The sequence below is a fragment of the Sphingomonas pituitosa NBRC 102491 genome, from assembly GCF_001598435.1.
Lineage (GTDB): Bacteria > Pseudomonadota > Alphaproteobacteria > Sphingomonadales > Sphingomonadaceae > Sphingomonas > Sphingomonas pituitosa.
Genome location: NZ_BCYY01000017.1, coordinates 97,711 through 123,339, shown reverse-complemented (window position 1 = coordinate 123,339; position 25,629 = coordinate 97,711). Strand labels below are relative to the sequence as shown.

At 68.2% G+C, this 25,629-nt stretch carries 22 protein-coding genes; 12 read left to right on the top strand and 10 right to left on the bottom strand.

The genetic code is table 11. The features are described 5' to 3' along the window. Positions 1-72 precede the first annotated feature (72 nt). From SPI01S_RS14605 to SPI01S_RS14590, 4 genes are read left to right on the top strand one after another with little or no spacing between them, the layout of a single operon-like run. A complete protein-coding gene (locus tag SPI01S_RS14605) occupies positions 73-1,623 on the top strand; it encodes an MBL fold metallo-hydrolase (protein WP_066723917.1) in 1,551 nt (516 codons plus the stop codon). 19 nt (positions 1,624-1,642) lie between these two features. Continuing rightward, the gene (locus SPI01S_RS14600; protein WP_157084714.1) at positions 1,643-2,428 is read left to right on the top strand and encodes a hypothetical protein; all 786 of its coding nucleotides are present in this window, start codon (positions 1,643-1,645) and stop codon (positions 2,426-2,428) included. A gap of 3 nt (positions 2,429-2,431) precedes the next feature. Then, positions 2,432-3,112 carry a peptidoglycan recognition protein family protein gene (locus SPI01S_RS14595; RefSeq protein ID WP_084253482.1) on the top strand — a complete coding sequence of 227 codons (681 nt, stop codon included), beginning with the start codon at positions 2,432-2,434 and terminating at the stop codon, positions 3,110-3,112. A gap of 53 nt (positions 3,113-3,165) precedes the next feature. After that, positions 3,166-4,323, top strand: a complete 1,158-nt coding sequence (locus SPI01S_RS14590) for a patatin-like phospholipase family protein (protein WP_066723907.1) — start codon at positions 3,166-3,168, stop codon at positions 4,321-4,323. A gap of 3 nt (positions 4,324-4,326) precedes the next feature. Here SPI01S_RS14590 and SPI01S_RS14585 read toward each other — a convergent pair whose 3' ends face one another. The 9 genes from SPI01S_RS14585 to SPI01S_RS14545 all read right to left on the bottom strand — a co-directional run bounded on the left by SPI01S_RS14585 (position 4,327) and on the right by SPI01S_RS14545 (position 14,343). Then, the gene (locus SPI01S_RS14585; protein ID WP_066723904.1) at positions 4,327-4,647 is read right to left on the bottom strand and encodes a 2Fe-2S iron-sulfur cluster-binding protein; all 321 of its coding nucleotides are present in this window, start codon (positions 4,645-4,647) and stop codon (positions 4,327-4,329) included. 88 nt (positions 4,648-4,735) lie between these two features. Then, a complete protein-coding gene (locus tag SPI01S_RS14580) occupies positions 4,736-7,174 on the bottom strand; it encodes a TonB-dependent receptor (RefSeq protein WP_066723899.1) in 2,439 nt (812 codons plus the stop codon). A 192-nt stretch (positions 7,175-7,366) separates the two neighbouring features. Next, the gene (locus SPI01S_RS14575; protein WP_157084713.1) at positions 7,367-8,299 is read right to left on the bottom strand and encodes a Vgb family protein; all 933 of its coding nucleotides are present in this window, start codon (positions 8,297-8,299) and stop codon (positions 7,367-7,369) included. A gap of 3 nt (positions 8,300-8,302) precedes the next feature. Next, positions 8,303-9,190, bottom strand: a complete 888-nt coding sequence (locus SPI01S_RS14570; protein ID WP_066723896.1) for a sterol desaturase family protein — start codon at positions 9,188-9,190, stop codon at positions 8,303-8,305. Positions 9,191-9,363: 173 nt separating this feature from the next. Beyond that, positions 9,364-9,696: a UrcA family protein gene (locus tag SPI01S_RS14565; protein ID WP_066723893.1), complete on the bottom strand. Its 333-nt coding sequence runs from the start codon at positions 9,694-9,696 to the stop codon at positions 9,364-9,366. A gap of 207 nt (positions 9,697-9,903) precedes the next feature. After that, a complete protein-coding gene (locus tag SPI01S_RS14560; protein WP_157084712.1) occupies positions 9,904-10,278 on the bottom strand; it encodes a hypothetical protein in 375 nt (124 codons plus the stop codon). A gap of 60 nt (positions 10,279-10,338) precedes the next feature. After that, positions 10,339-11,883 (bottom strand): tetratricopeptide repeat-containing sulfotransferase family protein, encoded by a 1,545-nt coding sequence (locus tag SPI01S_RS14555; protein WP_066723888.1) that lies wholly within the window; start codon positions 11,881-11,883, stop codon positions 10,339-10,341. Continuing rightward, positions 11,880-12,797: a response regulator transcription factor gene (locus tag SPI01S_RS14550; protein ID WP_066723886.1), complete on the bottom strand. Its 918-nt coding sequence runs from the start codon at positions 12,795-12,797 to the stop codon at positions 11,880-11,882. Before SPI01S_RS14550 ends, SPI01S_RS14555 begins: the two co-directional genes overlap by 4 nt. Next, entirely contained in the window at positions 12,787-14,343 is a 1,557-nt protein-coding gene (locus SPI01S_RS14545; protein ID WP_245653609.1) for an ATP-binding response regulator, read from the bottom strand. The genes SPI01S_RS14550 and SPI01S_RS14545 overlap by 11 nt, the downstream gene beginning before the upstream one ends. A 229-nt stretch (positions 14,344-14,572) precedes the next feature. Between SPI01S_RS14545 and SPI01S_RS14540 the strand changes: the two genes are divergently transcribed. From SPI01S_RS14540 to atzF, 8 genes are read left to right on the top strand one after another with little or no spacing between them, the layout of a single operon-like run. After that, entirely contained in the window at positions 14,573-15,652 is a 1,080-nt protein-coding gene (locus SPI01S_RS14540; protein WP_174539109.1) for a putative urea ABC transporter substrate-binding protein, read from the top strand. A gap of 13 nt (positions 15,653-15,665) precedes the next feature. After that, the gene (locus SPI01S_RS14535) at positions 15,666-16,481 is read left to right on the top strand and encodes an ABC transporter permease (RefSeq protein WP_010543567.1); all 816 of its coding nucleotides are present in this window, start codon (positions 15,666-15,668) and stop codon (positions 16,479-16,481) included. Then, complete coding sequence (locus tag SPI01S_RS14530) at positions 16,478-17,284, top strand: ATP-binding cassette domain-containing protein (RefSeq protein ID WP_066723881.1); 807 nt, start codon at positions 16,478-16,480, stop codon at positions 17,282-17,284. Before SPI01S_RS14535 ends, SPI01S_RS14530 begins: the two co-directional genes overlap by 4 nt. Before the next feature lie 32 nt (positions 17,285-17,316). Beyond that, a complete protein-coding gene (locus SPI01S_RS14525) occupies positions 17,317-17,760 on the top strand; it encodes a CopG family ribbon-helix-helix protein (RefSeq protein WP_174539112.1) in 444 nt (147 codons plus the stop codon). Beyond that, positions 17,757-18,575, top strand: coding sequence for an urea amidolyase associated protein UAAP1 (locus SPI01S_RS14520; protein WP_066723877.1), 819 nt, complete (start codon positions 17,757-17,759; stop codon positions 18,573-18,575). Before SPI01S_RS14525 ends, SPI01S_RS14520 begins: the two co-directional genes overlap by 4 nt. Further along, positions 18,575-19,210: an urea amidolyase associated protein UAAP2 gene (locus SPI01S_RS14515; protein ID WP_066723874.1), complete on the top strand. Its 636-nt coding sequence runs from the start codon at positions 18,575-18,577 to the stop codon at positions 19,208-19,210. Before SPI01S_RS14520 ends, SPI01S_RS14515 begins: the two co-directional genes overlap by 1 nt. After that, positions 19,207-22,809 carry an urea carboxylase gene (uca, locus tag SPI01S_RS14510; RefSeq protein WP_066723871.1) on the top strand — a complete coding sequence of 1,201 codons (3,603 nt, stop codon included), beginning with the start codon at positions 19,207-19,209 and terminating at the stop codon, positions 22,807-22,809. The genes SPI01S_RS14515 and uca overlap by 4 nt, the downstream gene beginning before the upstream one ends. After that, positions 22,806-24,560: an allophanate hydrolase gene (gene atzF / locus SPI01S_RS14505; protein WP_066723868.1), complete on the top strand. Its 1,755-nt coding sequence runs from the start codon at positions 22,806-22,808 to the stop codon at positions 24,558-24,560. Before uca ends, atzF begins: the two co-directional genes overlap by 4 nt. Positions 24,561-24,687: 127 nt before the next feature. Here the strand turns inward: atzF and SPI01S_RS14500 are convergent, their stop codons facing one another. Next, positions 24,688-25,584, bottom strand: a complete 897-nt coding sequence (locus tag SPI01S_RS14500; RefSeq protein ID WP_084253488.1) for an MBL fold metallo-hydrolase — start codon at positions 25,582-25,584, stop codon at positions 24,688-24,690. Positions 25,585-25,629 lie beyond the last annotated feature (45 nt).

The following is a 25,629-nucleotide window of genomic DNA, read 5'->3' as shown; positions in this document are numbered from 1 at the left end:
CGAGACGACCGGGGAACCTGCCGCCGCACCGCATTCGGGCGAACCCTTTGCCTTCATTCATCGGGGGATGTGATGGCCAGTGCAGCACCGGCGGCCGTGGCGCCGCTCGAGGTCTATGTCCGCATGTACCGCGCGCTGACGCCCGGTGCGACCTATCAGGGCATGCTCGGCGACTGTTTCCTGATCCGGCTCGTGCAGGGCGACCAGGCCTCGCACATCCTGATCGACTGCGGCCTGCTGCTCGGCAGCACCGATGCAAATGCACGGATGCAGGCGATCGCTGCCGATATCGTGCAGACCACGGGCGGCGTGCTGGACCTGCTGGTCGTCACCCATGAACATTGGGACCACATCTCCGGTTTCTCCCAGGCGCAGGACGTTTTTCTCGGCGCCCCCGACCCCGCGACCGGCGTGGAGACGCTGCAGGTCGCGAACCTGTGGATGGGCTGGACCGAGAAGGACGGCGATCCGCAGGTCGAGCGGTTGCGCACCCGCTTCGACAAGGCGGGGTTCGCGCTCAACGCGCTGGCGGCGCGGCTGGAGGGCGAAGGCACCGCTTCGGGGTCGGAGGCGGTGGAATTGAAAGGTTTCCGCGGTGCATCGAGCAACGGCGCCAGGCGCCTGCAGGGCCGGGAGATCATGGCGGCGCTGAAGCGCAAGTCCAGGGCCGCACCGCAGTTTCTCGAGCCCGGCACGGTGCTGCCCACCCCCTCGGCCCGTCCGGGGGGCCCTGCGCTGCGGGCCTATGTGCTCGGGCCCCCGCGGGACGAGCAGTTCCTGTTCAAGGACAAGCCCTCCGCCAAGGCGCCGGAGACCTATCTGGCCGATCTGAAGCTGAGCGAGGACATTCTCCGCTTCGCCGAGGGCGGCGAGGTCGCTGCCGACGCCGACACCCCGTTCGCGCCGCCCTATCGCGCGCTGAAGATGGCCGACATCCGCGCCGCCATCGATTCAGGCGCGCCGCTTTCCGGCGATGCTGCCTGGGTGGCGGCGCAGTATTTCGGCCATGCCGGGCCATCCGCCGAGACCGGGCAGAGCGCGCGCGACCAGTTGCTGGACGAGGCAGCCAAGCGGCGCACCGTCGACATCGACTGGCTGGGCGCCGCCGACCCGCTGGCGCTGAAGCTGGACAGCGACACCAACAACACCAGCCTCGCACTGGCCTTCGACCTGCCCGACGGCACCGCGATGCTGTTCGCCGCCGATGCGCAGGTCGGCAACTGGCTGTCGTGGCACAGCCGGTCCTATCGCGACGAAAGCGGCGCCGAGCACAGTGCCGAGCAGATTCTCAACCGCACCCGCTTCTACAAGGTCGGCCATCACGGCAGCCACAATGCGACGCTGGACGCCAAGGGGCTCGCGATGATGACCCGCAACGATCTGGTGGCGGCGATCCCCACCGACGAGGCGTTCGGCAAGAAGCAGGGCGGCAGCGGCTGGCAGATGCCCAATCCGCGGGTGAAGACGGCGCTGCTCGCCCGCACCAATGGCAGGATCCTGCGCAACGATCGGCATTACGATCCGGCCGCGCGCGCCGCCGATCCGGACCTGCAGCATGTCGACGCCGGCTTCTTCGACCGGCTCGAGGAGACGGACCTGTATCTCGAATATCACCTGCTCTGAGGATCAAGGAGGCGACGTTTTGATAGCAACCATTCAGGAAGCGCGTGACGCCATCGCAACGACCGCGTTGCCGGCGATCGAGGCCTTTGCCGCCGACGCACCGGCGGCCGGCGGCCTCCCGGACTTCGATGCGGCCAAGGAACAATCGGTGGTGATCGGCTCCGACGTCGTTTCGTTCGGCACCGGCGTCGACGCCGAGTTCCGCCAGGCGATCGCCGACAGCGCGCTGTTCGCGCAGCTGGCGGCACTCAACGAAGTGGGCGCGGACGCCGATCCCATGCTCTTCTTCGACGCCTATTTCCGGCGGTTGATGCAACTGGGCTGGCTGGTGCAGCAGCGCGACACCTCGGAACTGGACGTGAAGGGCGACGGGTTCGACGTCCATCATGCGATCACCGGAGTGATCACGGCCTTCCTTGCGCCCATCGCCGGTGCGGCGCAGGCGGTGCTCGCCGTGCTGGACGGCCTGTACCAGATGAACACCAGCGCACCCTTCATCACCCTGTTCAACAAGCGCAGCACCCGCCAGAAGATCGGCCGGTTCCAGTTCACCTATGTCCGCAAGGGTGCCGACGACGGGCTGCTCGCCGAAATGGCGGCCTTCGGCCTGACCGCGAACGAAGCTATCACCCAGATATTGTTCTTCAAGATCCACAAGAACCGCGCCTCGGTGCGCCGCAGCCTGGGCCAGCTTTCTATCCCGCAGGAGACGCTGCGCGGCATCCGCGCCCAGCTCGCCGCCAAGGTGCAGGCCTATCGCGTATCGATGATCGCCGAGGCCGACCTCGGCCCGGTGGAGGCCTGAGCCATGGCGAAATGCCCCTTTGCCGAACAGATGCCGATCAGCGGCACCTCCGGCTCCTTCATCGGCGGTCCGTACAAGATCGTTCATCACACCACCGAAGGCAGCGGCGCCCAGGCCGCCTTCGACGCGTTCCGCACCAAGAAGGCCGATCCGCACTTCACCGTCGATGCGGTGAAGATCTACCAGCATATCGATACCGGCACCGCCGCCCGCGCGCTGCGCCACCCGGCGGGCACGCCGGAGACCAACCGCGACAGCGCGCTGCAGATCGAACTGGTCGGCTTTGCCGGCGCGAACAAGAACCCGCGGGCGCTGGCCAATGTCGCGCGGCTGTGCCGCTGGCTGGAAGCGACCCACGCCATCCCGCGCCAATGGCCGGCCGGCCCGCCGAAGCCGGGAGTGAACGGGCGCGATCCCGGAGGCCATGTCCGCGACCAGGCGATCTTCGACAAGCAGGGCGGCCATTACGGCCATTCCCAGGTACCGAACAATTCGCATTGGGACCCGGGCTATTCGGCGCTCGAATCCGCCTATGTGCTGGCGGCCGAATTCGACCAGAAGGGTCGCTGCACCAATCCGGATCATCCGGCCGTGAATGCGCTCGCCGACCGACCCCTTGCCGCCGGGCCCGAACAACCGGTCGTCATCGAGGATCACAACGACGACGCGGGCGAGCCGGAGTGATCCGTCGCGCTTGATCGGAACGGCGGTACACGCCGAACACCCAGGAGGATGCAATGGCAGACCAGTTCGCGGGTACCGACGACGGCGACGTCGAGCAGTTGTTCAATTCACCCGATTATGATCCGGACGGCATCGGCCTTGCGCTCTCGGGCGGCGGCTACAAGGCCGCCGCCTATCATGTCGGCGCGCTTGTCCGGCTGAACGAACTGGGCTGGCTGCCCCGGCTCTCGCGGGTGACCAGCGTCTCCGGCGGCTCGATCACCGCCGGGTTCCTGGGATGCAACTGGCGCAAGCTCGCCTTCGATGCGAACGGGGTGGCGACGAACTTCGACGCGGTGATCGTCCAGCCGCTGCACGCTTTCCTCACCGAAGTGAATCTCGACGTGACGCAAGGGCTGCTCGGGCTGCTGCTGCCGTTCCGCTCCGCCGCCGACGGCGTGGCCGGCGGCTATGACAAGCACCTGTTTCACGGCGCAACCCTGCAGGACCTGCCCGAGGAGAAGCCGGGCGTCGCTCCCCGCTTCGTGATCCTGGCGACCAATTACGAGCTCAACTCGCTCTGGCGCTTCGCCCGGCCCTATGCCGCCGACTATCGCGTAGGGCGGATCGACCGTCCCACCCTGCCCCTGTCGCGGGTGGTGGCGGCCTCTTCGGCCTTCCCGCCCTTCTTCTGCCCGATCGAGATCGACCTGCGCGGCCAGCGCTGGATCCCCACGCCGGGCGCGGACAAGCATGGCGGGCAGTTCCTCGATCGCGCGCTGCTCGCCGATGGCGGGATCTACGACAATATGGGGCTGGAACCGATCTGGAAGCGCTATGGCACGCTGCTCGTCAGCAATGCCGGCGGACATTTCGACGAGGCGCACCATCCCAGCGACTGGTTCAGCCTGTTGCTGCGCGTGATCAACATGATCCACCGCCAGGCGGAGAATAACCGCCAGCGCCCGCTGATGCTGCTGGCGAAGCTGAACCAGCGGCGCGTGGCCTATTGGCCGCTGCGCAACAGCGCCGCCAACTATCCCCGGCCATCGCCGCAACTGCCGAGCGCCGAGGCGGTGGCGGAGGCGCAGGACGAGAGCGTGCGGCTCTGGTCGCTGGGGATCAAGGCGTTCGCGCGGCTCACCAACCATGGCTACAGTCTGTGCGATAGTGCGCTCGGATCCTACCTCGCCCCGCCGCAGCACCCCGTGCCGGCGAAACTGCCCTTCTGAGCCTCACCCCAGGTCCGGCGCGATCTCCACCGCGAGGCCGTCGAGCGCCGGGCCGAAGGCGATCTGGCACGAAAGCCGCGAGGTCGCCCGGCGCTGTCCGGCACCGTCGAGCAGCGCGTCCTCATCGTCGCTGATCGGCGGCAACAGGTCGGCAAAGGCCGGGTCGACATAGACATGGCAGGTCGCGCAGGAACAGCAGCCGCCGCAGAAGGCCGGCAACGCTTCGAAGCCGGCATCGCGGATGATTTCCATGACGCTCAGCCCATCCTGCGCCGCGACGGCCGTCTGCGCACCGGCAGGCGGAGTAACCAGAAGTTTCAGCATGTCTTCACCTTGAACGAAGGGGAACGGGAGGCGCGTGGTGCGCCTCCCGCGGAAGGAAGATGTGCCCGCCGCCGATCGGCGGCACGGCTCAGTAATGGATGCGGAAGTCGATGCCGACGCGCCGCGGGGTCAGCACCGATCGGGCATAATAGCGCTCGACCACGCCGGTGCGTGCCTGGTTGAACGAGCTGATGTCGTTGCTGATCGCGGTATAGGCATATTTGTTGAAGATGTTGTCGGCGAACAGCCCCACCTCGAACCGGTCGCCGCGATAGGTGACCGAGGCGCGGTGCGTCAGGTAATCGGGAATGACCTCGCCATTGCCGCGCAGGCCGACGCGCGAATAGATGTCGCCGGTATAGGTCGCCGCCCAGGTCGCCTCGATCTCGCCGCCGTCGGCAAGCGGATAGGTGTAGATCAGCTGCGCGCTGGCCGAGTGCTTGGTCGAGCCCGGCAGGCGATCGCCGGCCTTTGCATCGTAGCGCACGCCTTGGCTGACGACGAGGTCGACGACGTCCTCGGTCAGATGCGCGTCGACGTAGGAATAGGTGCCCTGCACCGTCAACTGCGGCAGCACCTTGAACGATCCGGAAAATTCGACACCCTTCGACTCGGCGGAGCCGGCGTTGGTGGTGATGCCGACAGCGCCGTTGACGGTCTGGGTGGGCACCTGCACGTCGCTCCACTTCACCCGGAACGCATCGAGCGTGAACTGCAGCCTTTTGTCGAACAGCGAGGCACGCAGGCCAACCTCGATATTGCGAGTCTTGTCCGGCTTGTAGAAGCGCTCGTTGGGAAGCGCGCAGACATTCTGTCCTGGCCCCAGCACGGTGCACGGTGCGACGCGATTGGCGCCACCGATGCGGTAGCCGGTGCTATAGGTCGCATACGCCATCAGCTCGGGGCTGAACTTGTACGACGTGTTCGCCTTCCAAACGAACCCGTCATCGCCGGCTTGGCCCGACGCCACGCGGCTCGGCGCGAACTGGATCAGCGGATAGGGCGTGCGGGTAAGGCCGCCGCCGAACAGCGGCGTGTCGGTGCCGCCGGTGGCGGTGGCGTCATACTTGAAATAGCGCAGGCCGCCGGTGACCTGCCAGGCCGAGGTGGCATGCAGCGTCGCTTCGCCATAGACCGCCTTCTCGACCGTCTTGGTGTTGACGAAGGAGATATATTCCAGGTCGTCCGGCCGGTTCACGCCGGCGAATGCCGCGAAGCCCGGGGTATATTCCTGGCGATCGCTCGAATATTTCAGCCGGTTGTAGAAGCCGCCGATCACCCAGTTCACCGGCCCGCCATGCGACGAGACCAGGCGCACCTCCTGGTTGAACTGCTTGTAGCTGCGGTGGTTGTTGGCGAAGGAGGAGAAGGCCGGGAACGCCTCGTAGCCGTAATCCAGGTCGAGCAGCAGATCGGTGTTGTCGTCGACATTGACGATCTTCTGCTCGGTATACGCCGTAGTACTGACCAGCTGCGCCACGTTGAACAGGTTGATGTTGAACTCAGCCGAGTAGAGGTCCGCCTTGCGGTGGAACGGCTCGAGGTAGCGCCACGGACCCTCGTAATTGCCGGTGCCCAGCACGCCCGCGCCGTTCGCCTGGCGGCCGTTGGTCTTGGTATCCTGATGGGCGTAGGTGAGGAACGCCTTCACGTTGGGATTGTATTCGAGCAACAGCGTGTTGCGGGTCGTGAAGGTGTGCTCGAAGTTCACATCGTCCTTGCGCTTGAAGTTCGCAGCATACTCCTTGAGCCCCCCCAGCGACCCTTGTGCCGCGGTCGTGCCGCGCACCGGCTGGGCATCGGAAACGCCCGGACGCTGCAGCATGTAGTTGTAATCGATGAAGCCGGCATTGTCGTAATAGCCCACCACCGATCGCAGCGCGATATGATCGCTGAGGATCGGCACGTTGACCGTTACGTCGCCGCTCCTGCCGAAATCGCTGCTGTGCGACTGGGCATAGCCGCGGCCGTGCAGATCCACCGAGAACCGGCTGGTGTTGGGCCGGTTGGGCATGTAGCGGACCGCGCCGGCGAGCGTTCCCAAGCCATAGAGCGTGCCCTGCGGCCCGAGCAGCGTCTCGACGCGGGCGATGTCGATCAGCTTGAAGTCGAGATAGAGCGGAACCTCGCCGAGATAGACGCCGACCGCGCTGTTCTCGTTCGATCCGTTGACGCTGGTGTCGCCGGACTCGATGCCGCGCAGAATGATGTTGCCGGTGCTCGCCGGACCGGTGTCGACGATGGTGAGGCCGGGGGTGAAGGCGGCAAGCCCGCGCACGTCGTCGATACGCTGACGCGCCAATGTCTCTTCCGAAATCGCGCTGATGTTGATCGGCGCATCCTGCAAGGTGACGCTGCGGCGGCTGCCGGTGACGACGATCTCGTTGCCGCTGTTGCCTTCCTGCTCCTCCGTCTGCTGTACCGAAGCGACACCTGCGCCTTCAGTCTGCGCCGCTGCGCAGGTCGCGCCAAAGCTTGCGAGAACGGTTGCACCCAACAGCGCCGCGCGGGAAATCGATCGTGCCACCCTAGCCCCCTTTTGTTATCCGTCGTTTGCCGCCACTGGCGACTGGCTTCGACATGCAGACTTTGGGGAAAAGGGGTGCGCCGCCATGGGGCGTTTGACGTACCGCATCGCAGCAATCCCGCACGGGGACACACGCGAAAACGCCGCGCACCTGCAACAGGCACGCGGCGCTGTTCCGCCCGTGGAGGGGAATTATCGCGCGGTGCCGCTGGCAGCCGGTGCGAGGCTCCACCAGGACAGCGTGTGGACGTCGTGTGCGCTGGTCCACACGCCGGTCCCCGCGAAACGCAACGCGCCGCTGCCGCTCGGCTTGCCCAGACGACCGAGGATCGCGAGCGACGCGGGATCGACGGTGACGAAGGCCTGATCGGCCGTGGTGCGCAGCCACACCGCGCCGCCGCCGGTATCGATATCGCCGTAGAGCAGGTCCGCGCCGATCTTCACCCGGCCGGAGACCGCCACCGTGGCGGGATCGATCCGCGCGAGCGTGCCGTCGCCCTGCTCCTGCACCCATACCGCGCCCTCGCCCGCCGCAAGAAAGCCCGGCTGCTTGCCGAGTTTGGTCCGTGCCGTCACCTGGTTGGTGGCGGGATCGATCCGCTGGAGCGACTGCTGTTCGCTGCTCACCGCCCAGAGCGCATCGAACCCGAAGGCCAAATAGTGCGTGCCCGGGTCGACCGCGATCGACGCGACGACATGATTGTCGGCAGGATCCACCCGGGCGATCTTGCCCGCATTGTCGCTTGCCACCCAGATTGATCCGGCACCGGCGACGACGTTCAGCTCGCCCTTGGGATTGGCGATTCCGGTGGGGATCGCTGCCAGCAGCCTGGCGGTCTTGAGGTCGATGCGGTTGAGCGTGCCGTCCTTGCAGTCGGCCACCCACAGCGAGTCCGCGGCGATTGCCATCGCGCCGCACGGATGCGGCATCACCACCTCGGCAAGCTTGCCGGCGCGCGACCAGCGCTCGACGCGGCCCTTGTTGGTCGCCCAGACACTATCCCCATCCACCGCGAGGAAGTCGGCGAAGCCGGGCACGGTGAGCACCTGTTCCTCGTGCGGCTGCGGATCGGCGGCCCCAGGCGCGGCGGCGAGCAGCATGGCGAGCATCGGCATCCAGACCATCGCTCAGCCCGCCGCCACATCGGTGGTGGCCGCCGGCCGCTGCTGCTTCAGCCGCGCAAGGATCGGCTGGAACGGGAACAGCCATTGCTCGCGGATCGACAACCGCCGCCGCTCGTCCTGGCCGACCAGCGATGCCTCGCCTTCCTTGTAGGTGCCGAAGATACGGTCGAGCAGGATCAGCGAGTTGCCATAGTTGCAGCGCGTGTCCTCGTACGGCACCGAATGGTGCAGGCTGTGGTGGCGGATCGTGGTGAACACGAAGCTGTACCAGATCGGCGGGTCCGAACGGACATTGGCGTGCGCGAAGCCCGAGACGACGCCCAGTACGCTCACCGCGCAGAAGATCGCGGTCAGCGGCAGGTCGAACAGCGCGACGACGCTGAGGCTGATCAGGAACAGCTCGATCGGATTGCCGACATAGCCCTTGGCCGCGTTGAGCTGGGTGAGGTGGTGGTGCGGCGCATGCGTCATCCAGAAGGGCGCCGAATTGTGCATCAGCCGGTGCATCCAATATTGGCCGAACTCGATCAGGAACACCACCAGCGCCACCTGCGCCAGAAACGGCCAGTGCATGGCCCAAGGCGTCGCGATGCCCAGCGACTGCTTGAGCGCGAGCAGCGGCGTATCGGCCAGCGTGCGCGACACCCAGGAGATCGCGGTCGAACTGAGCACGACATAGAACAGGTCGGTCCAGAACTCGCGCCAGTTCATCCGCCAGCCCGCGTGCCGCTCGAACAGGAATTCGAGGCCCTGGATATACAGCGTGATCAGCGCCGACACGATCACGATCGTCCAGGGATTGGCGAGCATGGCCGCGGGCGCAAACGCCCAGAAGCAGACGACCGCGACCACGGTCGCCGGCGGAAGGAGGTTCACGAGCCCTTTGGTCATGCGCTTGTCGTCCCGATCGCGAGCGAGGCGGAGCCGCCTCTCTTTGACCCGGAGCCTAGGCCTGCAAACGATGCCTGCGCAGGTGGCCGAATGACGTAGCAGGCCCAAACGACACGGCCGCGAGCATCCTTTCGGGACACACGCGGCCGCACTTGCCGTATAGTAGAGTGGGTTCAGCGCAGCGCGGCGACCTGCACGCCGCGCGTCTTGGCCGCCTGGGCGACGCGCGCTTCGATCTGGGTGCGGACCTGCTCGGCCACGTCGGCGCGGCACAGGCGCGCGCGGGCTTCGAGGTCCGGGTGGATCGTGGCAAGGCTCTCGCCGCACACCGCGCGGGCAGCCTGGTCGACGCGGGTGGCGAGGCGCTGCTGGCCATCGGCGGTGGCGAGATCGAGCCCGGCGAGCGTCAGCGTCGCGCTCGGCTTGCCGAAGCTCGTGTCGGTGGCGCCGGCAAAGGCAGCGGTGCTGATCGAAAGGGCGGCGGCGGCCGCGACGAGCATCTTCATGGCAATCTCCTGCAACCAAGACCGCCTCACCCGAGCGGTTGGGGCGCGTCTAGTTGTGGAGACAACAAAGATCAATACGAAAAGATGCGGAAACGCCGATCAACTTCCGAACCACGATGATAGCGGAAGTTCTGCAATGCAGCAATCCTGTATTACGACTCTATCGTTTCTTCATACCCATTGCCGCAACTCCATCGTTATTACGAATCACCGTGCGCGTACCACCAGCGAGGCCAGCTCGGTGGTGTGCCCCATCAGCCCGACCGGCAAGCGCACGCTTTCGCGGCGCTCGACCCGCCCGGCGGCATCGCGCACCGCCACCTCCAGGGTACGGGCGAATGGCGCGGCAAGTTCACGGACCTGCGCCACCGGCACCCGGACCTTCCAGCCGCGCCGACCGCTTGCCGCGACGGCGCGGTCGTTGATCGTGATCGTCGCCGTCGAAGCGCTGCGCATGCCGCGGATCAGCAGGCAGTCGCCCCCCTCGCAGCGGACCAGCTTGGCGGTGGGAAGCCCGTCCGCATGCGCCGCCGGCGCGATCAGCAGCGCGGCACCCAAGGCGAGACGAGAGAATATTGCCATGCCCGCGACGCTGAACGACCCCGCCGCGACGCACCATGCGCCGTTTGACGTACACGGCACTCAGTCGATGGCGATGCCGCGCTCGGCGAAATAGGCGGCGACGGGTGCCAGCACCGCTTCGTGCCGGCGCCAGCGCGCCACCGAGTCGCGGTAGATCGGGCGGCGGACCTGCGCCGCGCTCGGGGTCGAGACCGCCCCGCCCTGCGCGTGAAAATCGAGGCAGCGGTCCGACCAGTCGAGCCCGCAATGCGCGAGCAGCCGCCGCGTCGCGCCTTCCTGGTCGGCGACGATATCTTCGTAGCGCAGCTCCAGGATGCGGCCGGGCAGCGCCGTGCGCCACAAGGCCATCAGCCGCTCGAACCCCGCGACATAGGCGGCGATGTCGAGCAGGTCATAGCTATAGTCGTAATAGCGCGAGCTGATCGCGAACAGGTTGCGGAAGTTCGCCAGCACCGTGTCCATCGGGTTGCGCCGCAGGCAGACGATCGCAGCGTTCGGCAGCGCCCGCGCGGCGATGCCGGCATAATGGAAATTGCCCGGAAATTTGTCGACGAAGCGCCGATCGGGCATCCGCCGGTGATGCGCCGCACGCACCAGATAGTCGCGGCCGATCGCGCCGAGATCGGCGCCGCCGGCGGCGTGCAGCGTCTCGGGATCGAGCACCGTGCGGCTGCGGGTGCCGGACGCGGCCTTCACCGCCAGCGGCAGGACCTGGAGCTCGCCGACGCTTTCCACCGCCGGGTGCGCGGCGAGGATACGGTCGACCAGCGTGGTGCCGGTGCGCGGCATGCCGATGATCAGGATCGGCGCCTCCGCCGGGCAATCCGTTGCCGGTGCCGTCGCGAAAGCGGGCCAGCTTCCCACCACCGCGTCGACGATCGCCGCATCGCGCGCCGGATCATAACCCAGCGCCGCGCGATGTTCGGCGTTGACTTCCAGCAGCCGGGCCAGCGCTTCGTCGCCGCGGCCGATATCCTCCAGCTCCTTGGCCAGCGCATAGCCGGTGAGCAGCCGGTCGGGCCCGCGCGCGCGCCGCGTGGCCGCCTCCAGCCGGGCGACGTGGTTCCGGTCGGCGCCCTGCTTGCGCAGCCCGGCGAGCAGATGGTGCGCGCGCGCATCGTCGGGGCTGCGGGCGAGCAGCGTCTCCAGCGCCGCCTCGGCATCGTCGGCCTGGCCGAGAAAGCTCAACGTCGCTGCGTGGTTGTAGAGGAACGCGTCGTTCTCCGGCGCCAGCGTCACCGCTACGGTGAAGTGCGGCAGCGCCGCTTCATGGTCGCCGAGCCGCGCATAGACGCAGCCGATCGTGTCGCGCGACAGCGCATCGGCCGGCGGCTCGGCCTCGATCGCGGCGAGCTGTTCGGCCGCATCGCCGTCGCGCCGCACCAGCGTGTAGAGCCGGGCCAGCTGCGCGCGAAATTCGCCGCGCGGGTCCTCCGCCACCGCCGCCTCGATCTGCCGGATCGCCGCGCCGATACGCCCCTGCTCCGCCGCGATCACGCCCAGCAGAAAGGCAGCCTCGGCGGAGGGAAGCGCCGACGAAGCCAGCCGGACCGCCGCATCGAAATCGCCCTGCTCCAGCGCCGCCCGCGCCGCCGCCGCGCTCATCCCGCCAGCGTCGCCACAGCGATGGCGGTGGCCGAGGCGCGGTTCTCCACGCCCATCTTCTGGAAGATCTGCTCGAGATGCTTGTTCACGGTCCGCGGGCTGATCTCCAGAATCTCGCTGATCTCGCGATTCTGCTTGCCGCGGCTGAGCCATACCAGCACCTCCGCCTCGCGCGAGGTGAGGCCGTGGCGCTCGGCGAGCACGCGTTCGGCATCGCCTTCGCGCTTCTCGGTCAGCCGGAACAGCCATTCGCGCGCGCTGGTCTGGCGCAGAAAGCTGCACTGGAGCGCGCTGTCGCCGATCTGCAGGCCCGCCTGCGCGCCCGCCGGCACCGCCGGATCCTGCAGCCGCCGCACGATCGCCGCGATTTCGTCTGGCAGCTGCAGGTCACGCGGCGACCAGTCGGGGAACAGCCGCTCCAGCGTGTCGGCGGCGAGCGGGGTCAGCCAGCTCGTCTGCCCGTCACCATCCACCGCGAAGGAGGGCCGCCCGGCGGTGTCCAGCGCCAGCTGGCTGCTCTGGGTGATCCGCGCATTGGCGAGGTGCACCGTCACCCGCGCCAGCAGCTCGTCGACCACGATCGGCTTGTGGACATAATCCACCGCGCCCGCATCGAGCCCGCGCACGACATGCTCGCTTTCGGTCAGTCCGGTCATGAAGATCACCGGGACATGGCGGAAGCGACCGTCGCCCTTGATCCGCCGCGTCGTGCTGAACCCGTCGAGCCCCGGCATCACCGCGTCCATCAGGATCAGGTCGGGCGTGCCATGCTCCAGCAGTTCCAGCGCGGCGAGCCCGTCGACCGCGATCAGCACGGTCATCCCCGCCTGCTCCAGCGTCGCGGTAAGGAAGCGGAGCGATTCGGGGGTGTCGTCCACCACCAGGATCGTGGCGCCAGGCTCGCTAGCGGGCATCGTCGAGCGTCCTTGCCAGCCCGCGCAGGTCGAACCCCTCCAGCTGCGGCCGCAGCCGCGCGACGAGATCGGCGCTTTCGGGGACGTCCCTCTCCAGGTTCACGAGTGTCGCTTCGATTCCACGGACATGCCCGAGTTTCATAAAGCGGCGAAGCTCTTCGAGATAGGGCGTTGCCGCGTCCGGCAGCGCCAGCGGCGGACGCGGCGGCGCTGGCGCGGCTTCGGCATCCTCGATGATCCAGTCGAGCCCCAGCTGCCGGGCGATCATGTCGAGCAGCGCATCCAGATCGACCGGCTTGGTAAGGAAGGCATCGTGCGCGCGGTGGCCGTCCCGCCCGGCATGGAATTCGTGCGCGTTCGCCGAGACCATCACGATGCGCAGCCCCGGGCCAGACCGGGCGCGCAGCTGCTCGGCAACGTCCCAGCCGCTGGTACCCGGCATCTGGATGTCGAGCAGCACCAGGTCCGGTACGCAATGGTCGGCCAGCGCGAGCCCCGCTGCGCCACCGCCCGCCTCGAACACCGAGAAGCCGAGCGGCCGCAGCAGATGGTTGACCACCGTGGTCTGCGCGGGGCTGTCGTCGATCACGAGGATGGTCTTGCGCGGCCCCTGATAGCCGGTGACGCGGCGATAGGCCGCGGCGCCTGCAGGTGCCTCGAGAGGCTCGGGCAGCATCAGGCGGAGCAGGAAGCTGCTGCCCGTTCCCACCTCGCTGGTCACCGTTACTTCGCCGCCGAGGATGCGCGCCAGCACGCGGGTGATCGCCAGACCGAGGCCGATGCCCGGCTGCATCGCCGCATCGGTTTCCCTGCCGCGCTCGAACGGCTCGAAGATGCGCTCCAGATCCTCGGGCGGGATGCCCGGGCCGGTATCGCGCACCTCGATCGCCGCACTCTGGCTGCGATAGCGCACGGTGAGCGTCGCGCCGCCCTTCTCGGTATATTTGATGGCGTTGGACAGAAGGTTGATCAGGATCTGCCGCAGCCGTTTCTCGTCGGTACGGACATAGGCGGGCAGCCGCCCTTCCACGACATAGTCGAGCGACAGCCCCTTGGCCGAGGCCTGGACGCGGAACATCTCCACCACCTGGTCGAGCAAAGCCGGCAGCCGCACCAGTTCCTGCCGCACCTGCAGCACGCCGCTTTCGACGCGCGAGATGTCGAGCAGGCCCTCGACGAGGTTGGTGAGATGCTCGGCCGAGCGCCGGATCACCCCGCCCGCCTCGCGCGGCGGGATCGAGTCGCCGCGCTCGAGCAGCTGGGCATAGCCATAGATGGCGTTGAGCGGCGAGCGGATCTCGTGGCTCACGGCGACGAGGTAGCGCGTCTTGGCGGCGTTGGCGGCCTCGGCCGCGTCCTTGGCGTGCGCGAGCGCGTTTTCGGTTTCGCGATGGGCGGCAATCTCCGCGCAGAGCCGTTCGGTCTGCGCGCGATTCGCGTCTTCGGCTGCACGGTGGCCCGCGCGCGCCTTCAGGAACAGCCGCGCGAAGGTAGCGGCGACGGCGATCGCGAGCCCCAGGCAAATCGTCCCAAGAATACGCGCCATCGCCATGCCGATTCAGCCCTTTCGCCTGGAAAGACGCGCGGCGGCGGCGCGCCGGAAGCGGGGCGCGCCAGTGCCTGAATGACGCATTGCAGCATCACGATTTGGAGTGACACATGCCATGTGACATGCCTATAAGTCGTATTACTGGATTGAGCAAACGTAATATCGGTTGCGACCATCCGGCGGCTGAAATTCGCGCTTTCTCGCGCTGCGAACATGGGGGTCGATCATGACAAAATGGGTGTCGAAGGCGCGGATCGCAGTGGCGGCAATGGCGATGCTGGCGACGGCGTCGTGCGGCGGTAGCGGCAGTGCACCAAAAGCGCGCACCGACTTCAACATCGGCTGGTCGATCTATGCCGGCTGGATGCCCTGGCCCTATGCCGAACAGGCCGGCATCGTGAAGAAATGGGCCGACAAATACGGGGTGAAAATCCACTTCGTGCAGGTCAACGACTATGTCGAATCGGTCAACCAGTTCAACGCCGGCAAGCTGGACGGCGTGACCGTCACCAACATGGACGCGCTCACCATCCCCGCCGCCGGCGGCAAGGATACCAGCGCGATCATCCTGGGCGATTATTCCAACGGCAATGACGGCATCGTCCTCAAGAACGCCAAGAGCCTGGCGGACATCAAGGGCCGCACCGTCTATCTCGTCGAGCTCTCGGTCTCGCACTATCTGCTCGCGCGCGGCCTCTCCTCGGTGGGCCTCCAGCTGTCGGACGTGAAGACGGTCAACACCTCGGACGCGGACATCGTCGGCGCCTTCGCCAACCCCGCCGCCACCGCCGTCGTCACCTGGAACCCGCAGCTGACCGAAGTCGCCAAGCTGCCGGGTGCTGCCAAGGTGTTCGATTCGAGCCAGGTGCCTGCCGAGATCCTCGACCTGCTCGCCGTCGACACCGCGACGCTCAAGGCCAACCCGAACCTCGGCAAGGCGCTGGCGGGCATCTGGTACGAGACGATCCAGCTGATGCAGAAAAAGGATGCCGCCGGCGCCGCCGCCCGCGCGGCGATGGCGAAGCTCGCCGGCGCCACCCCGCAGGCGTTCGACGCCCAGCTCACCACCACCCATCTCTACGGCACGCCCCAGGATGCCGTCGCGGCGGTCAAGTCGCCGGCGATCGGCGCGACCATGGTGAAGGTGCGCGACTTCAGCTTCTCCAAGGGGCTGTTCGGCCAGGGCGCCAAGTCCGCCGACGCGATCGGCATATCGGTGCCCGGCAAGACGATCGGCGACGCGAACAACGTCAAGTTGCGCTTCGACCCGACCTATATGGAGCTGGCCGCGGCCGGCAAGCTCTGAGGCCGGCTCCTCTATGCGCTGGGTGAACATCCGACCCCGCCGCCGCACCGGCTGGTTGCTGGGCAGCCTGCCGCTGCTGCTCGCGGCGATCGTCTACCTCTTCGCCTCGGCGGCGCGGCACGCCGAGAACCCCTCGGACAAGCTGCTGCCGACGCCGGGCGCGATGGTCGAGGCGATGCACGGCCTGCTTGCCCAGGCCGATCCGCTGAGCGGCCGGCTGCTCTTCTGGGCGGACACGCTGGCGAGCCTGGAGCGGCTCGGGCTCGCGCTCGGCATCTGCGCGCTCTCGGCGCTGCTCGTCGGCATGGTGCTAGGCGTGCTGCCCGCCGCCCGCGCCACCTTCGGTGCCTTCGTGACGACGATCGCGGTGATCCCGCCGATCGCGCTGCTGCCGGTGCTGTTCATCGTCTTCGGGCTGGGCGACACCGCCAAGGTCGCGCTGATCGTCATCGGCGTCACCCCCTTCCTGATCCGCGACCTCGCCGACCACATCACCGCGATTCCCCAAGAACAGCTGATCAAGGCGCAGACGCTCGGCGCGAGCAGCTGGCAGCTCGCGCTCCGCGTCGCGCTGCCGCAGGCGCTGCCCCGGCTGATCGCGGGCATCCGCCTCTCGCTCGGGCCGGCCTGGGTGTACCTGATCTCGGCCGAGGCGATCGCGTCGGACGTGGGACTCGGCTACCGGATCTTCCTCGTTCGGCGCTATCTGTCGATGGACATCATCATTCCCTACGTCGCCTGGATCTCGATCCTCGCCATCCTGATGGACGTGGCACTGGCCCAGCTCAGCAAGCGCGCCTTCGCATGGGCACACGGAGCCGGCCGATGAGCGCGCTCCTCTCCTTCCAGAATGTCTGGCTCGAATATGGCGACAAGATCGTGCTGGAGCGGGTCGATCTCGACATCGCCGAGCGCAGCTTCGTCTCGATCGTCGGCCCCTCGGGCGCGGGTAAGAGCAGCTTCCTCCGGCTCGCGCTCGGCCAGGAACGCCCGACCCGTGGCAAGATCCTGCTCGACGGCACGCCCTTGCCCGGCGAATGCGGCCCCGATCGCGGCGTGGTGTTCCAGCGCTATTCGGTGTTCCCGCATCTGACCGCGCTCAGGAACGTGATGTTCGAGCGCGAATGCGTGGGCGCCCCGCTCACCGCCCGGCTGTTCGGCGCCGCCCGCCGCCGCGCGCGCGACGAGGCCGCCGCGATGCTGGCGGAAGTAGGACTGGGCGACGCGCTCGACCTGTATCCGGCGCAGCTCTCCGGCGGCATGCAGCAGCGCCTCGCCATCGCGCAGGCGCTGATCGCAAGGCCACGCGTGCTGCTGCTCGACGAGCCGTTCGGCGCGCTCGATCCCGGCATCCGCCAGGACATGCACCGGCTGATCCTCAAGCTGTGGGAGGAACACGCCCTCACCGTGCTGATGGTCACCCACGACATTTCTGAGGCGTTCAACCTCGGCACGCGCGTGCTCACCTTCGACAAGCGACGCATCGATCCGCACGCCCCGCACCGCTACGGCGCGACCGCCGTCTACGATCTCCACCTCACCCGCAAGACGCGCGCGGCGATCGTCGAGGCGCAGCAGGAAGTATTACGATTGACAGAATCAGTAATAACCGGGAAAGAGGAATCACTGTGAAGGAACCCTCCTCCTCCCTCGCGCGGCTCAGCATGAGCCTGCCCGCCGAACTCTTCCGCCAGCTCGATGAAATGGTGGAGGATCGCGGGCTCCCCTCGCGCTCGCAGCTGATCGCCGAGCTGATCCGCGACGAACTCGCCGAGCAGAGCGCCGCCTCGCGGCCTGAGGAGATGCTCGCGGGCACGATCACCCTGGTCTACCGCGCCGATCTCGGCCGCGTGCGCCACCAGCTGGCGCAGACCCAGGCCGAGTATCTGAAGGAGGTCATCTCCTCGCAGCACGTGTTTTTAGAGGACGACCAGTCGCTCGAGGTGCTGCTGGTCCAGGGCCCGGCGCGCCGGCTGCGCGACCTGTGCGACGCGCTGCGCAAGGTGCGCGGCGTGCAGCAATTGCGCCTCTTCACCACCACCGCGCTGCTGCCCCCGCTCCACGAGCAGGACGAGGCGGCGGCCCCTAAAGGGAGCAAGGCGGCATGAGCATTCTCGCCGACCCCAATGCCGCGCGCGACCATGCGCGGGCGATGGCCGGCACCGTCGTCGAGGCGATGCCGATCCTGCCGCCCAAGGCGGACGACCTGCCCGCGGGCGTGCGCGCCGAGGATCTGGTCTGGGAAGAGACGATCGCCGCCGGCGGCTATGCGAGCCGCGTACTGGCGCGCGGCACCCGGCTGCGGCTGATCGACCTGCAGGGCGATACCTGCGCGTCGCTCCAGCTGTTCAACGCCGCGATGCCGGCCGAGCGGCTCAACGTCGCCGATACGGTGAAGGTGCAGTGGAACGCCTATCTCGGCACCGGCAGCCTGTTCCTGTCGGACATGGGCCGCGTGCTCGCCAGCATCGAGCACGATGACGCGGGCACGCACGACGCATTCTGCGGCGCCTCCAACGCCGCCTCGAACGCACGCCTTTATGGCGACGGCAGCAATTCGGGGCCGTATCCCAATGCCCGCGGCCGGCTGCTGCTCGGCGCAGCAAAGCACGGCCTCGCCCGCCGCGACGTCCATCCGTGCATCAACCTGTTCAAGGGCGTCCGCATCGCCGCCGACGGCAGCACCGAACCGCAGCTCGGGCCGTTCGTCCCCGGCCGCGCGCTGGTGCTCCGCGCCGAGATGGACCTGATCGTCGTGCTGGCCAACTGCCCGCACGTGCTCGATCCGCGCCCCTGGACCGTCACCCCCTTGCGCGCCACCGCCTGGCGCGGGCCGGTAACGGCGGAGGACGATCCGATCCGCAACGCGACGCCCGAGCGGCAGCGCGCCTTCCTCAACACCGAAGACTGGGTCCGCCGCTGATGGAACAGGATACGGCACTCGCCGGCCTCACCGGCCGGGTGATCCATGACGAGACCGTCCCCGCCCGCGCCCCCTGGCTGCACCGGGTGAAGGCCGGCGAAACGCTCCGCGTCGTCGATCTCGAAGGCAACCAGGCGGTCGATTTCCTGCTCTACGCCACCCACGACGATGCCGAGCGCTACAGCGCGCAGGACACGATCGCCGCGCAGGCCAACATCTTCCTGCGCACCGGCAGCGTGCTGCGCTCGAACGAGGGCCGGCCGATGATGACGATCACCGCGACGGCGGTCGAGTATCACGACACGATCGGCGGCGCCTGTTCGTGCGAGTCCAACACGCTGCGCTACGGCCACCACACCAAGGCGCAGCACGCCTGTGTCGACAATTTCCTCGAAGCCAATCTCCGCGACGGCCGCGGCAAGCGCGACATCGTGTCGAACGTCAATTTCTTCATGAACGTGCCGGTCGAGGCCGATGGTGCGCTGGGCATCGTCGACGGCATCTCGGCGCCCGGCCTGACCGTGGACCTTCGCGCAGAAATGGATGTGACCGTGGTCGTTTCGAATTGCCCGCAGATCAACAATCCCTGCAACGGCTTCAACCCCACCCCCGTGCGCATGATCGTCACCGCATGAGTGGGCTCCGCACCGTCCTGATCGCCAATCGCGGGGCGATCGCCTGCCGGATCATCCGCACGCTCAAGAAGATGGGCATCCGCTCGGTCGCCGTCTTCTCCGACGCCGACGAAGCCTCGCGCCATGTCGCGCTCGCCGACATCGCGGTACGGATCGGGCCGGGACCGGCGGCGGAAAGCTATCTCGACGTCGCCCGCATCCTGGCGGCGGCGAAGGAAACCGGCGCCGACGCGATCCACCCCGGCTATGGCTTCCTCTCCGAGAACGCCAGTTTTGCCGAAGCCTGCGAGGCCGCCGGCATCGCGTTCATCGGCCCGAGCCCGGACAGCATCCGCGCCTTCGGCCTCAAGCACAGCGCCCGCGCGCTCGCCGAGGCGCAGCACGTCCCCCTCGCCCCCGGCACCGGCCTGCTCGACAGCGTCGACGCCGCGCTCGAAGCGGCGGCGCGGATCGGCTATCCGGTGATGCTCAAGGCGACCGCCGGCGGCGGCGGCATCGGCATGCGCGTCTGCACCGACGCACAGGCGGTGCGCGACGGCTATGCGGCGGTGGCGCGGCTGGGCGCGGGCAATTTCGGCGATGCCGGGCTGTTCCTCGAACGCTTCGTGCCGCGCGCCCGCCATGTCGAAGTGCAGATCTTCGGTGACGGCCAGGGCCGCGTCGTCGCCCTCGGCGAACGCGACTGCTCGCTCCAGCGCCGCAACCAGAAGGTCGTGGAAGAAGCCCCCGCCCCGCACCTCCCCGAATCCGTCCGCGCCGCGCTGATCGAGGCGGCGGTGCGGCTGGGCGAGGCGGCGAACTATCGCTCCGCCGGCACGGTCGAGTTCCTCTACGATCCCGCCCGCCAGGACTGGTTCTTCCTCGAAGTGAACACGCGGCTCCAGGTCGAGCACGGCGTTACCGAGGAAGTGACCGGCGTCGATCTGGTCGAATGGATGGTGCGCGGCGCAGGCGGCGATTACAGCTTCCTCGACACCCCCGTCCCCGCCCCCAAGGGCTGGTCGATCCAGGCGCGGCTCTATGCCGAGGATCCGGCGGTCGACTTCCGCCCGGCCTCGGGCACCCTCACCGATGTCGTGTTCCCCGAAGGCGTGCGCGTCGAAAGCTGGGTCGAATCGGGCAGCGCCGTCTCCTCCTTCTACGATCCGATGCTCGCCAAGCTGATCGTCCATGGCGAGGACCGCGAGTCCGCCGTCGCCGCGATGCAGGCGGCGCTCGACCACACCCGCTTCGCCGGCATCGAGACCAATGTCCGCTGGCTGCGCGACGTGGCGCGCAGCGAGGATTTCGTCACCGGCGACGTCTCGACGCGCTCGCTCGAAACCGTCGTCCACCGCCCGCAGAGCATCGTCGTCCGCTCGGCCGGCACCGCGACCAGCGTGCAGGATTATCCCGGCCGCGTCGGCCTGTGGGACATCGGCGTGCCGCCCTCCGGACCGATGGACGCGCGCGCCTTCCGCCTCGGCAACATGCTGCTCGGCAACGACAGCGCCGCGCCCGGCCTGGAGGTGACCGCCACCGGCCCTACGCTCCAGTTCAACACCGCGACGCGCATCGTCCTCACCGGCGCCGATTTCGCCGCAACGCTCGACGGCAAGCCGGTCCCCCGCAACAAGCCCGTCGCCATCGCCGAGGGCCAGACGCTCGCACTCGGCCGCGTCACCGGCGGCGGCATGCGCGGCTATATCCTGTTCGCCGGCGGGCTCGACGTGCCGAGCTATCTCGGCAGCGCCAGCACCTTCGATCTCGGCGAGTTCGGCGGCCATGGCGGACGCGTGCTGCGCGTCGGCGACACGCTGCACCTCACCGATCATGCCCCGGCGGTGATCCCGGGCCCGCGCGCGATCGAGCAGGCGCAACTCGGCCCCGACTGGACGATCCGCGTCCTCTACGGCCCGCACGGCGCCCCCGATTTCTTCGCGCCGGAAGATGTCGACACGATCCTCTCCGCCGAATGGGGCGTGCATTACAACAGCAACCGCACCGGCGTGCGGCTGGTCGGCCCCAAGCCGCACTGGGCACGCAAGGATGGCGGCGAGGCGGGGCTCCACCCGTCGAACATCCACGACAATCCGTACGCGATCGGCGCGCTGGATTTCACTGGCGACATGCCGATCATCCTCGGCCCCGACGGTCCCTCGCTCGGCGGCTTCGTCTGCCCGTTCGTGGTCATCGCGGCGGATCTGTGGAAAATCGGCCAGCTCGCCCCCGGCGACCGCATCCAGTTCGAACAGGTCAGCCTCGACGAGGCCGATGCCGCCGCCCAGGCCGAGGAAGCCTGGATCGAAGGCCGCGCCGCCACCGCCACCCACCCGGCAAAGGGCGGCGGGCGCGACGCGATCCTGGTCGACCTGCCCGCCAAGGGCCGCCGCCCGCGCGTGCTGTTCCGCCGCCAGGGCGATCGCAACCTGCTGGTCGAATATGGCCCGATCACGCTCGACCTCGAGCTGCGCCTGCGCGTCCATGCCGCGACCACGGCGCTCGCAGCCCTCGCGCTGCCGGGCATTCTCGACATCGTGCCCGGCATCCGCTCGTTCCAGGTGCATATCGACGGCATCCGCCTCAAGGAAGCGGGCCTGATCGAGCGGCTGACGCAGATCGAGAACGAGCTGGGCGATCTCGAGGATTTCGTCATCCCCTCGCGCATCGTCCATCTGCCGCTCAGCTGGAACGACCCCGCGATCCACGAGACGATCCAGCGCTATATGCGCGTGGTCCGCGACGATGCGCCCTGGTGCCCGGACAATATCGAGTTCATCCGGCGCGCCAACGGGCTGGAAAGCGCCGAGGAGGTCCACCGGATCATCTTCGACGCCAGCTACCTCGTCTACGGCCTGGGCGACGTGTATCTCGGCGCACCGGTCGCCACCCCGATCGATCCGCGCCACCGGCTCGTCACCACCAAATACAACCCGGCCCGCACCTGGACGCCGCCGAACGTGGTCGGCATCGGCGGGGCCTATATGTGCATCTATGGCATGGAGGGTCCGGGCGGCTACCAGCTGTTCGGCCGCACCATCCAGGTGTGGAACACCTATCGCCAGACCGGCGCCTTTGCCGAGGGCAAGCCCTGGCTGCTCCGCTTCTTCGACCAGATCCGCTTCTTCCCCGTCAGCCATGAAGAGCTGACCGAATGGCGGCGCGACTTCCCGCTCGGGCGCCGCGAAATCAAGATCGAGGAAACCGAGTTCCGGCTGGCCGACTATCGCGAGTTCCTGGCCGAAAACGCCCGCTCGATCGCCGCCTTCGAGAAGCAGCGCAACGCCGCCTTCGCCGCCGAGCGCGCCGATTGGGAACGCAAGGGCGAGTTCGATCGCGTCGCCAGCCTCACCGAAACCGCCGACGACGGCGCCGGCGAAGCGGTGACGGTGCCCGACGGTGCCGAGCTGGTGGAAGCGCCGTTCGGGGGCAGCGTGTGGAAGCTGCTCAAGGAAGTCGGCGACACCATCGACGCGGGCGAGACGATCGCCGTGCTGGAAGCGATGAAGATGGAGTTCCCGGTGACCAGCCCCGCGTCAGGCACGGTGGCGGCGCTCTATGTCGCCGAGCGCCAGACGGTCACCCCGGGCGCGCCGGTGCTGGCGCTGGTGCGCGCATGACCGCGCTCGACCGGCTCTCGGTCGCAAGCATCTCGGCCGAGGTGCAGGCGGGACGGCGCAGCGCGGTGGCGGTGATCGAGGACGTACTGGCACGGCTCGACGCCTATGACGCGGTCCAGCCGGCGGTATGGATTGCGCGCTTCGAGCCCGGTGCGCTCCGCGCTGCAGCCGCGACGGTGGATGCCCGGATAGCCGCCGGCGAGACGCTGCCGCTCGCTGGCGTGCCCTTTGCGGTGAAGGACAATATCGATCTGGCGGGCCTCGCCACCACCGCCGGCTGCCCTGCCTTCGCCTTTCAGCCCGAGCAATCGGCAACCGTGGTTGCGAAGCTGGTTGCTGCCGGGGCAATCCCCGTAGGCAAGGCCAATCTCGACCAGTTCGCCACCGGGCTCAACGGCACGCGCAGCCCGTACGGCATCCCGCGCAATGCCTATAACCGCGCCTGGGTGAGCGGCGGGTCGAGCTCCGGTTCCGCCGTGGCGGTCGCCGCCGGGCTGGTCGCCTTCGCGCTCGGTACCGACACCGCCGGCTCGGGCCGCGTCCCCGCCGCGTTCAACCATCTCGTCGGGCTCAAGCCCAGCAAGGGGCGCTGGAGCAGCACCGGCCTCGTGCCTGCCTGCCGCACGCTCGATTGCATCACCGTCTTCGCCGGCACCACCGACGATGTCGCGCTGGTCGACAGCATCGCCGCCGGCTTCGACGCCACGGACTCGCTCTCCCGCGCGCTGCCGGACGTGCCGCGCGCCCGCCGCCGCATCGGGGTACCCCGCGCCGAGCAATGCCGCTGGTTCGGTGACATCGAATCCGAATTCCTCTACCATCAGGCGCTGGCCAGCCTCGACGCCGAACTGGTCGAGATTGACCTCGCCCCGCTCGATGAAGCCGCCCGCCTGCTCTATGACGGCCCCTGGGTCGCCGAGCGCACCGCCGCGCTGCAAGGCCTGCTGCTCGACAACCCCGATGCGATCCACCCGGTGGTGCGCGAGATCGTCGAGCAAGGCTTCGGCTATAGCGCGGTCGACGCGTTCAACGGCGCCTACCGCCTCGCCGAACTCGCCCGCGCGGCGGAGGCGATGTGGGAGCAGGTCGACCTGCTCGCCCTCCCCACCGCGCCGACCAGCTACCGCGTCGCGGAGATGCTCGCCGAGCCGATCCGGCTCAACGCGAGCCTCGGCGCCTACACCAATTTCGTGAACCTGCTCGACATGGCGGCGATCGCGGTACCCACGGGCAGCTATGCCAGCGGGGTCGGCTTCGGCGTGACGCTGATGGGCCCGGCGGGCACCGATCGCGCGCTGCTCGACGCGGCACACGCATTTTTCCCCGCGCCGGCATCCCCGCCGCCGCTGGACCTGGAGGGACGGATGGAAACGGTGAAGCTCGCGGTCGTAGGCGCCCATCTCGAAGGCATGCCGCTGCACTGGCAGCTGACGTCGCGCGAGGCCAAGTTCGTCGAGGCAACCACCACCGCGCCGACCTACAAGCTCTACGCCATGGCCGAGAGCGTGCCCCCCAAGCCCGCGCTGGTGCATAGCGAGGACGGCGCGGCAATCGCGCTCGAAGTCTACGAACTCGACATGGCCGCCTTCGGCAGCTTCGTGGCGGAGGTGCCGCCGCCGCTGGCGATCGGCACGGTGACGCTGGCGGATGGCAGCCTGGTCAAGGGCTTCGTCGCCGAGCCGCGCGCGATGACCGGCGCGGAGGACATCACCGCGCTCGGCGGCTGGCGCGCGTACATCGCGCGGGGGTGACGCTTTTCCCTACCCCTCAAGCCGTCATCCCGGCGAAAGCCGGGATCCATTGGCACTAGGTCTCGGCAGGAGCGACAACCGAGAGGCGACTGGATCCCGGCTTTCGCCGGGATGACAGAAAAGGGCGTCAGTCGTTCGGCCTTGCCGGCACAGGATACACGATGAAATCCGCGTGCCGGTCGATCGCCGGCACCGGCCCGGCTTTCACCACCGCCGCGCGCAATTCCTCGATAGCGGACGGCGCCAGCGCCAACCCATGCTCGTCGGCATGCACCGGCGCTTCCATCGGGTAATCCTTGCCTGGCGCGGTCGTCATCTCGATATGCGCGCCGAGCAGCGCCCGGATCGGATGCGTCCCGGCGAACGCCGCCAGCCGCTCGGCACTGCTGCGGAAATCGTCGAAATGGTTCAGCGGCACGTAGAGCCGCCCCGGATAGAGCATGTCGCCCGAGAACAGCAGCCGGGTGCGCCCATCATAGACCATGATGTGCGCCGGCTGGTGCCCCGGCGTCGCGAGTAGGTCGAGCACGCGCCCGCCCAGATCGAACCGCGCCACGCCCTGCGGCCAATCGGCGAAGCGGAAGAACGCCGCTACTTCGGACGGCGTCAGCCCGACGACATCGGTATCCGGCCGGTCGCGGAATTCGTCGTCGCCGGCATGATGGTCGCCATGCCCGTGCGAATGCGCGACGACCAGCCGGATCGCGCGGCCGCCATGCCTGGCCCGCCAGTCGGCGACCAGCCGGTCCACCGTTGGCCGGATCTTCAGCCCGCCCGCCCCGGTATCGAGCAGCAGCGCCCGGTCGCGGCCGAAGAGCAGGTACAGGAAAGGCGCCTCGAAATTGGTCTTCACCGATTGGCGGATCACGAAGGTATCGGCGTCGATCGCCTGCACCTGCGTCTCCGGCTCGTTCGCCGCCGTGCCGTTGATCCAGGGCGCGAAGGCCAGCGGCTTCGGCTCCGCCGCCCCGAGCAGCAGGGAAGCGCCGAGCGCGAGCGGAAAGCAGCGGTACAATCGGTTCATGCCGGCCATGCTGGGCCACAGCCCAACACCGGACAAGCCGCGAAA

Bases quoted from the DNA above. Each gene is read 5' to 3' on its own strand.
- SPI01S_RS14605 (WP_066723917.1), top strand. From the start codon at position 73: ATGGCCAGTGCAGCACCGGCGGCCGTGGCGCCGCTCGAGGTCTATGTC.
- SPI01S_RS14595 (WP_084253482.1), top strand. From the start codon at position 2,432: ATGGCGAAATGCCCCTTTGCCGAACAGATGCCGATCAGCGGCACCTCC.
- SPI01S_RS14590 (WP_066723907.1), top strand. From the start codon at position 3,166: ATGGCAGACCAGTTCGCGGGTACCGACGACGGCGACGTCGAGCAGTTG.
- SPI01S_RS14585 (WP_066723904.1), bottom strand. From the start codon at position 4,647: ATGCTGAAACTTCTGGTTACTCCGCCTGCCGGTGCGCAGACGGCCGTC.
- SPI01S_RS14575 (WP_157084713.1), bottom strand. From the start codon at position 8,299: ATGGTCTGGATGCCGATGCTCGCCATGCTGCTCGCCGCCGCGCCTGGG.
- SPI01S_RS14570 (WP_066723896.1), bottom strand. From the start codon at position 9,190: ATGACCAAAGGGCTCGTGAACCTCCTTCCGCCGGCGACCGTGGTCGCG.
- SPI01S_RS14565 (WP_066723893.1), bottom strand. From the start codon at position 9,696: ATGAAGATGCTCGTCGCGGCCGCCGCCGCCCTTTCGATCAGCACCGCT.
- SPI01S_RS14560 (WP_157084712.1), bottom strand. From the start codon at position 10,278: ATGGCAATATTCTCTCGTCTCGCCTTGGGTGCCGCGCTGCTGATCGCG.
- SPI01S_RS14555 (WP_066723888.1), bottom strand. From the start codon at position 11,883: ATGAGCGCGGCGGCGGCGCGGGCGGCGCTGGAGCAGGGCGATTTCGAT.
- SPI01S_RS14550 (WP_066723886.1), bottom strand. From the start codon at position 12,797: ATGCCCGCTAGCGAGCCTGGCGCCACGATCCTGGTGGTGGACGACACC.
- SPI01S_RS14545 (WP_245653609.1), bottom strand. From the start codon at position 14,343: ATGGCGCGTATTCTTGGGACGATTTGCCTGGGGCTCGCGATCGCCGTC.
- SPI01S_RS14540 (WP_174539109.1), top strand. From the start codon at position 14,573: ATGACAAAATGGGTGTCGAAGGCGCGGATCGCAGTGGCGGCAATGGCG.
- SPI01S_RS14535 (WP_010543567.1), top strand. From the start codon at position 15,666: ATGCGCTGGGTGAACATCCGACCCCGCCGCCGCACCGGCTGGTTGCTG.
- SPI01S_RS14530 (WP_066723881.1), top strand. From the start codon at position 16,478: ATGAGCGCGCTCCTCTCCTTCCAGAATGTCTGGCTCGAATATGGCGAC.
- SPI01S_RS14525 (WP_174539112.1), top strand. From the start codon at position 17,317: ATGAGCCTGCCCGCCGAACTCTTCCGCCAGCTCGATGAAATGGTGGAG.
- SPI01S_RS14520 (WP_066723877.1), top strand. From the start codon at position 17,757: ATGAGCATTCTCGCCGACCCCAATGCCGCGCGCGACCATGCGCGGGCG.
- SPI01S_RS14515 (WP_066723874.1), top strand. From the start codon at position 18,575: ATGGAACAGGATACGGCACTCGCCGGCCTCACCGGCCGGGTGATCCAT.
- uca (WP_066723871.1), top strand. From the start codon at position 19,207: ATGAGTGGGCTCCGCACCGTCCTGATCGCCAATCGCGGGGCGATCGCC.
- atzF (WP_066723868.1), top strand. From the start codon at position 22,806: ATGACCGCGCTCGACCGGCTCTCGGTCGCAAGCATCTCGGCCGAGGTG.
- SPI01S_RS14500 (WP_084253488.1), bottom strand. From the start codon at position 25,584: ATGAACCGATTGTACCGCTGCTTTCCGCTCGCGCTCGGCGCTTCCCTG.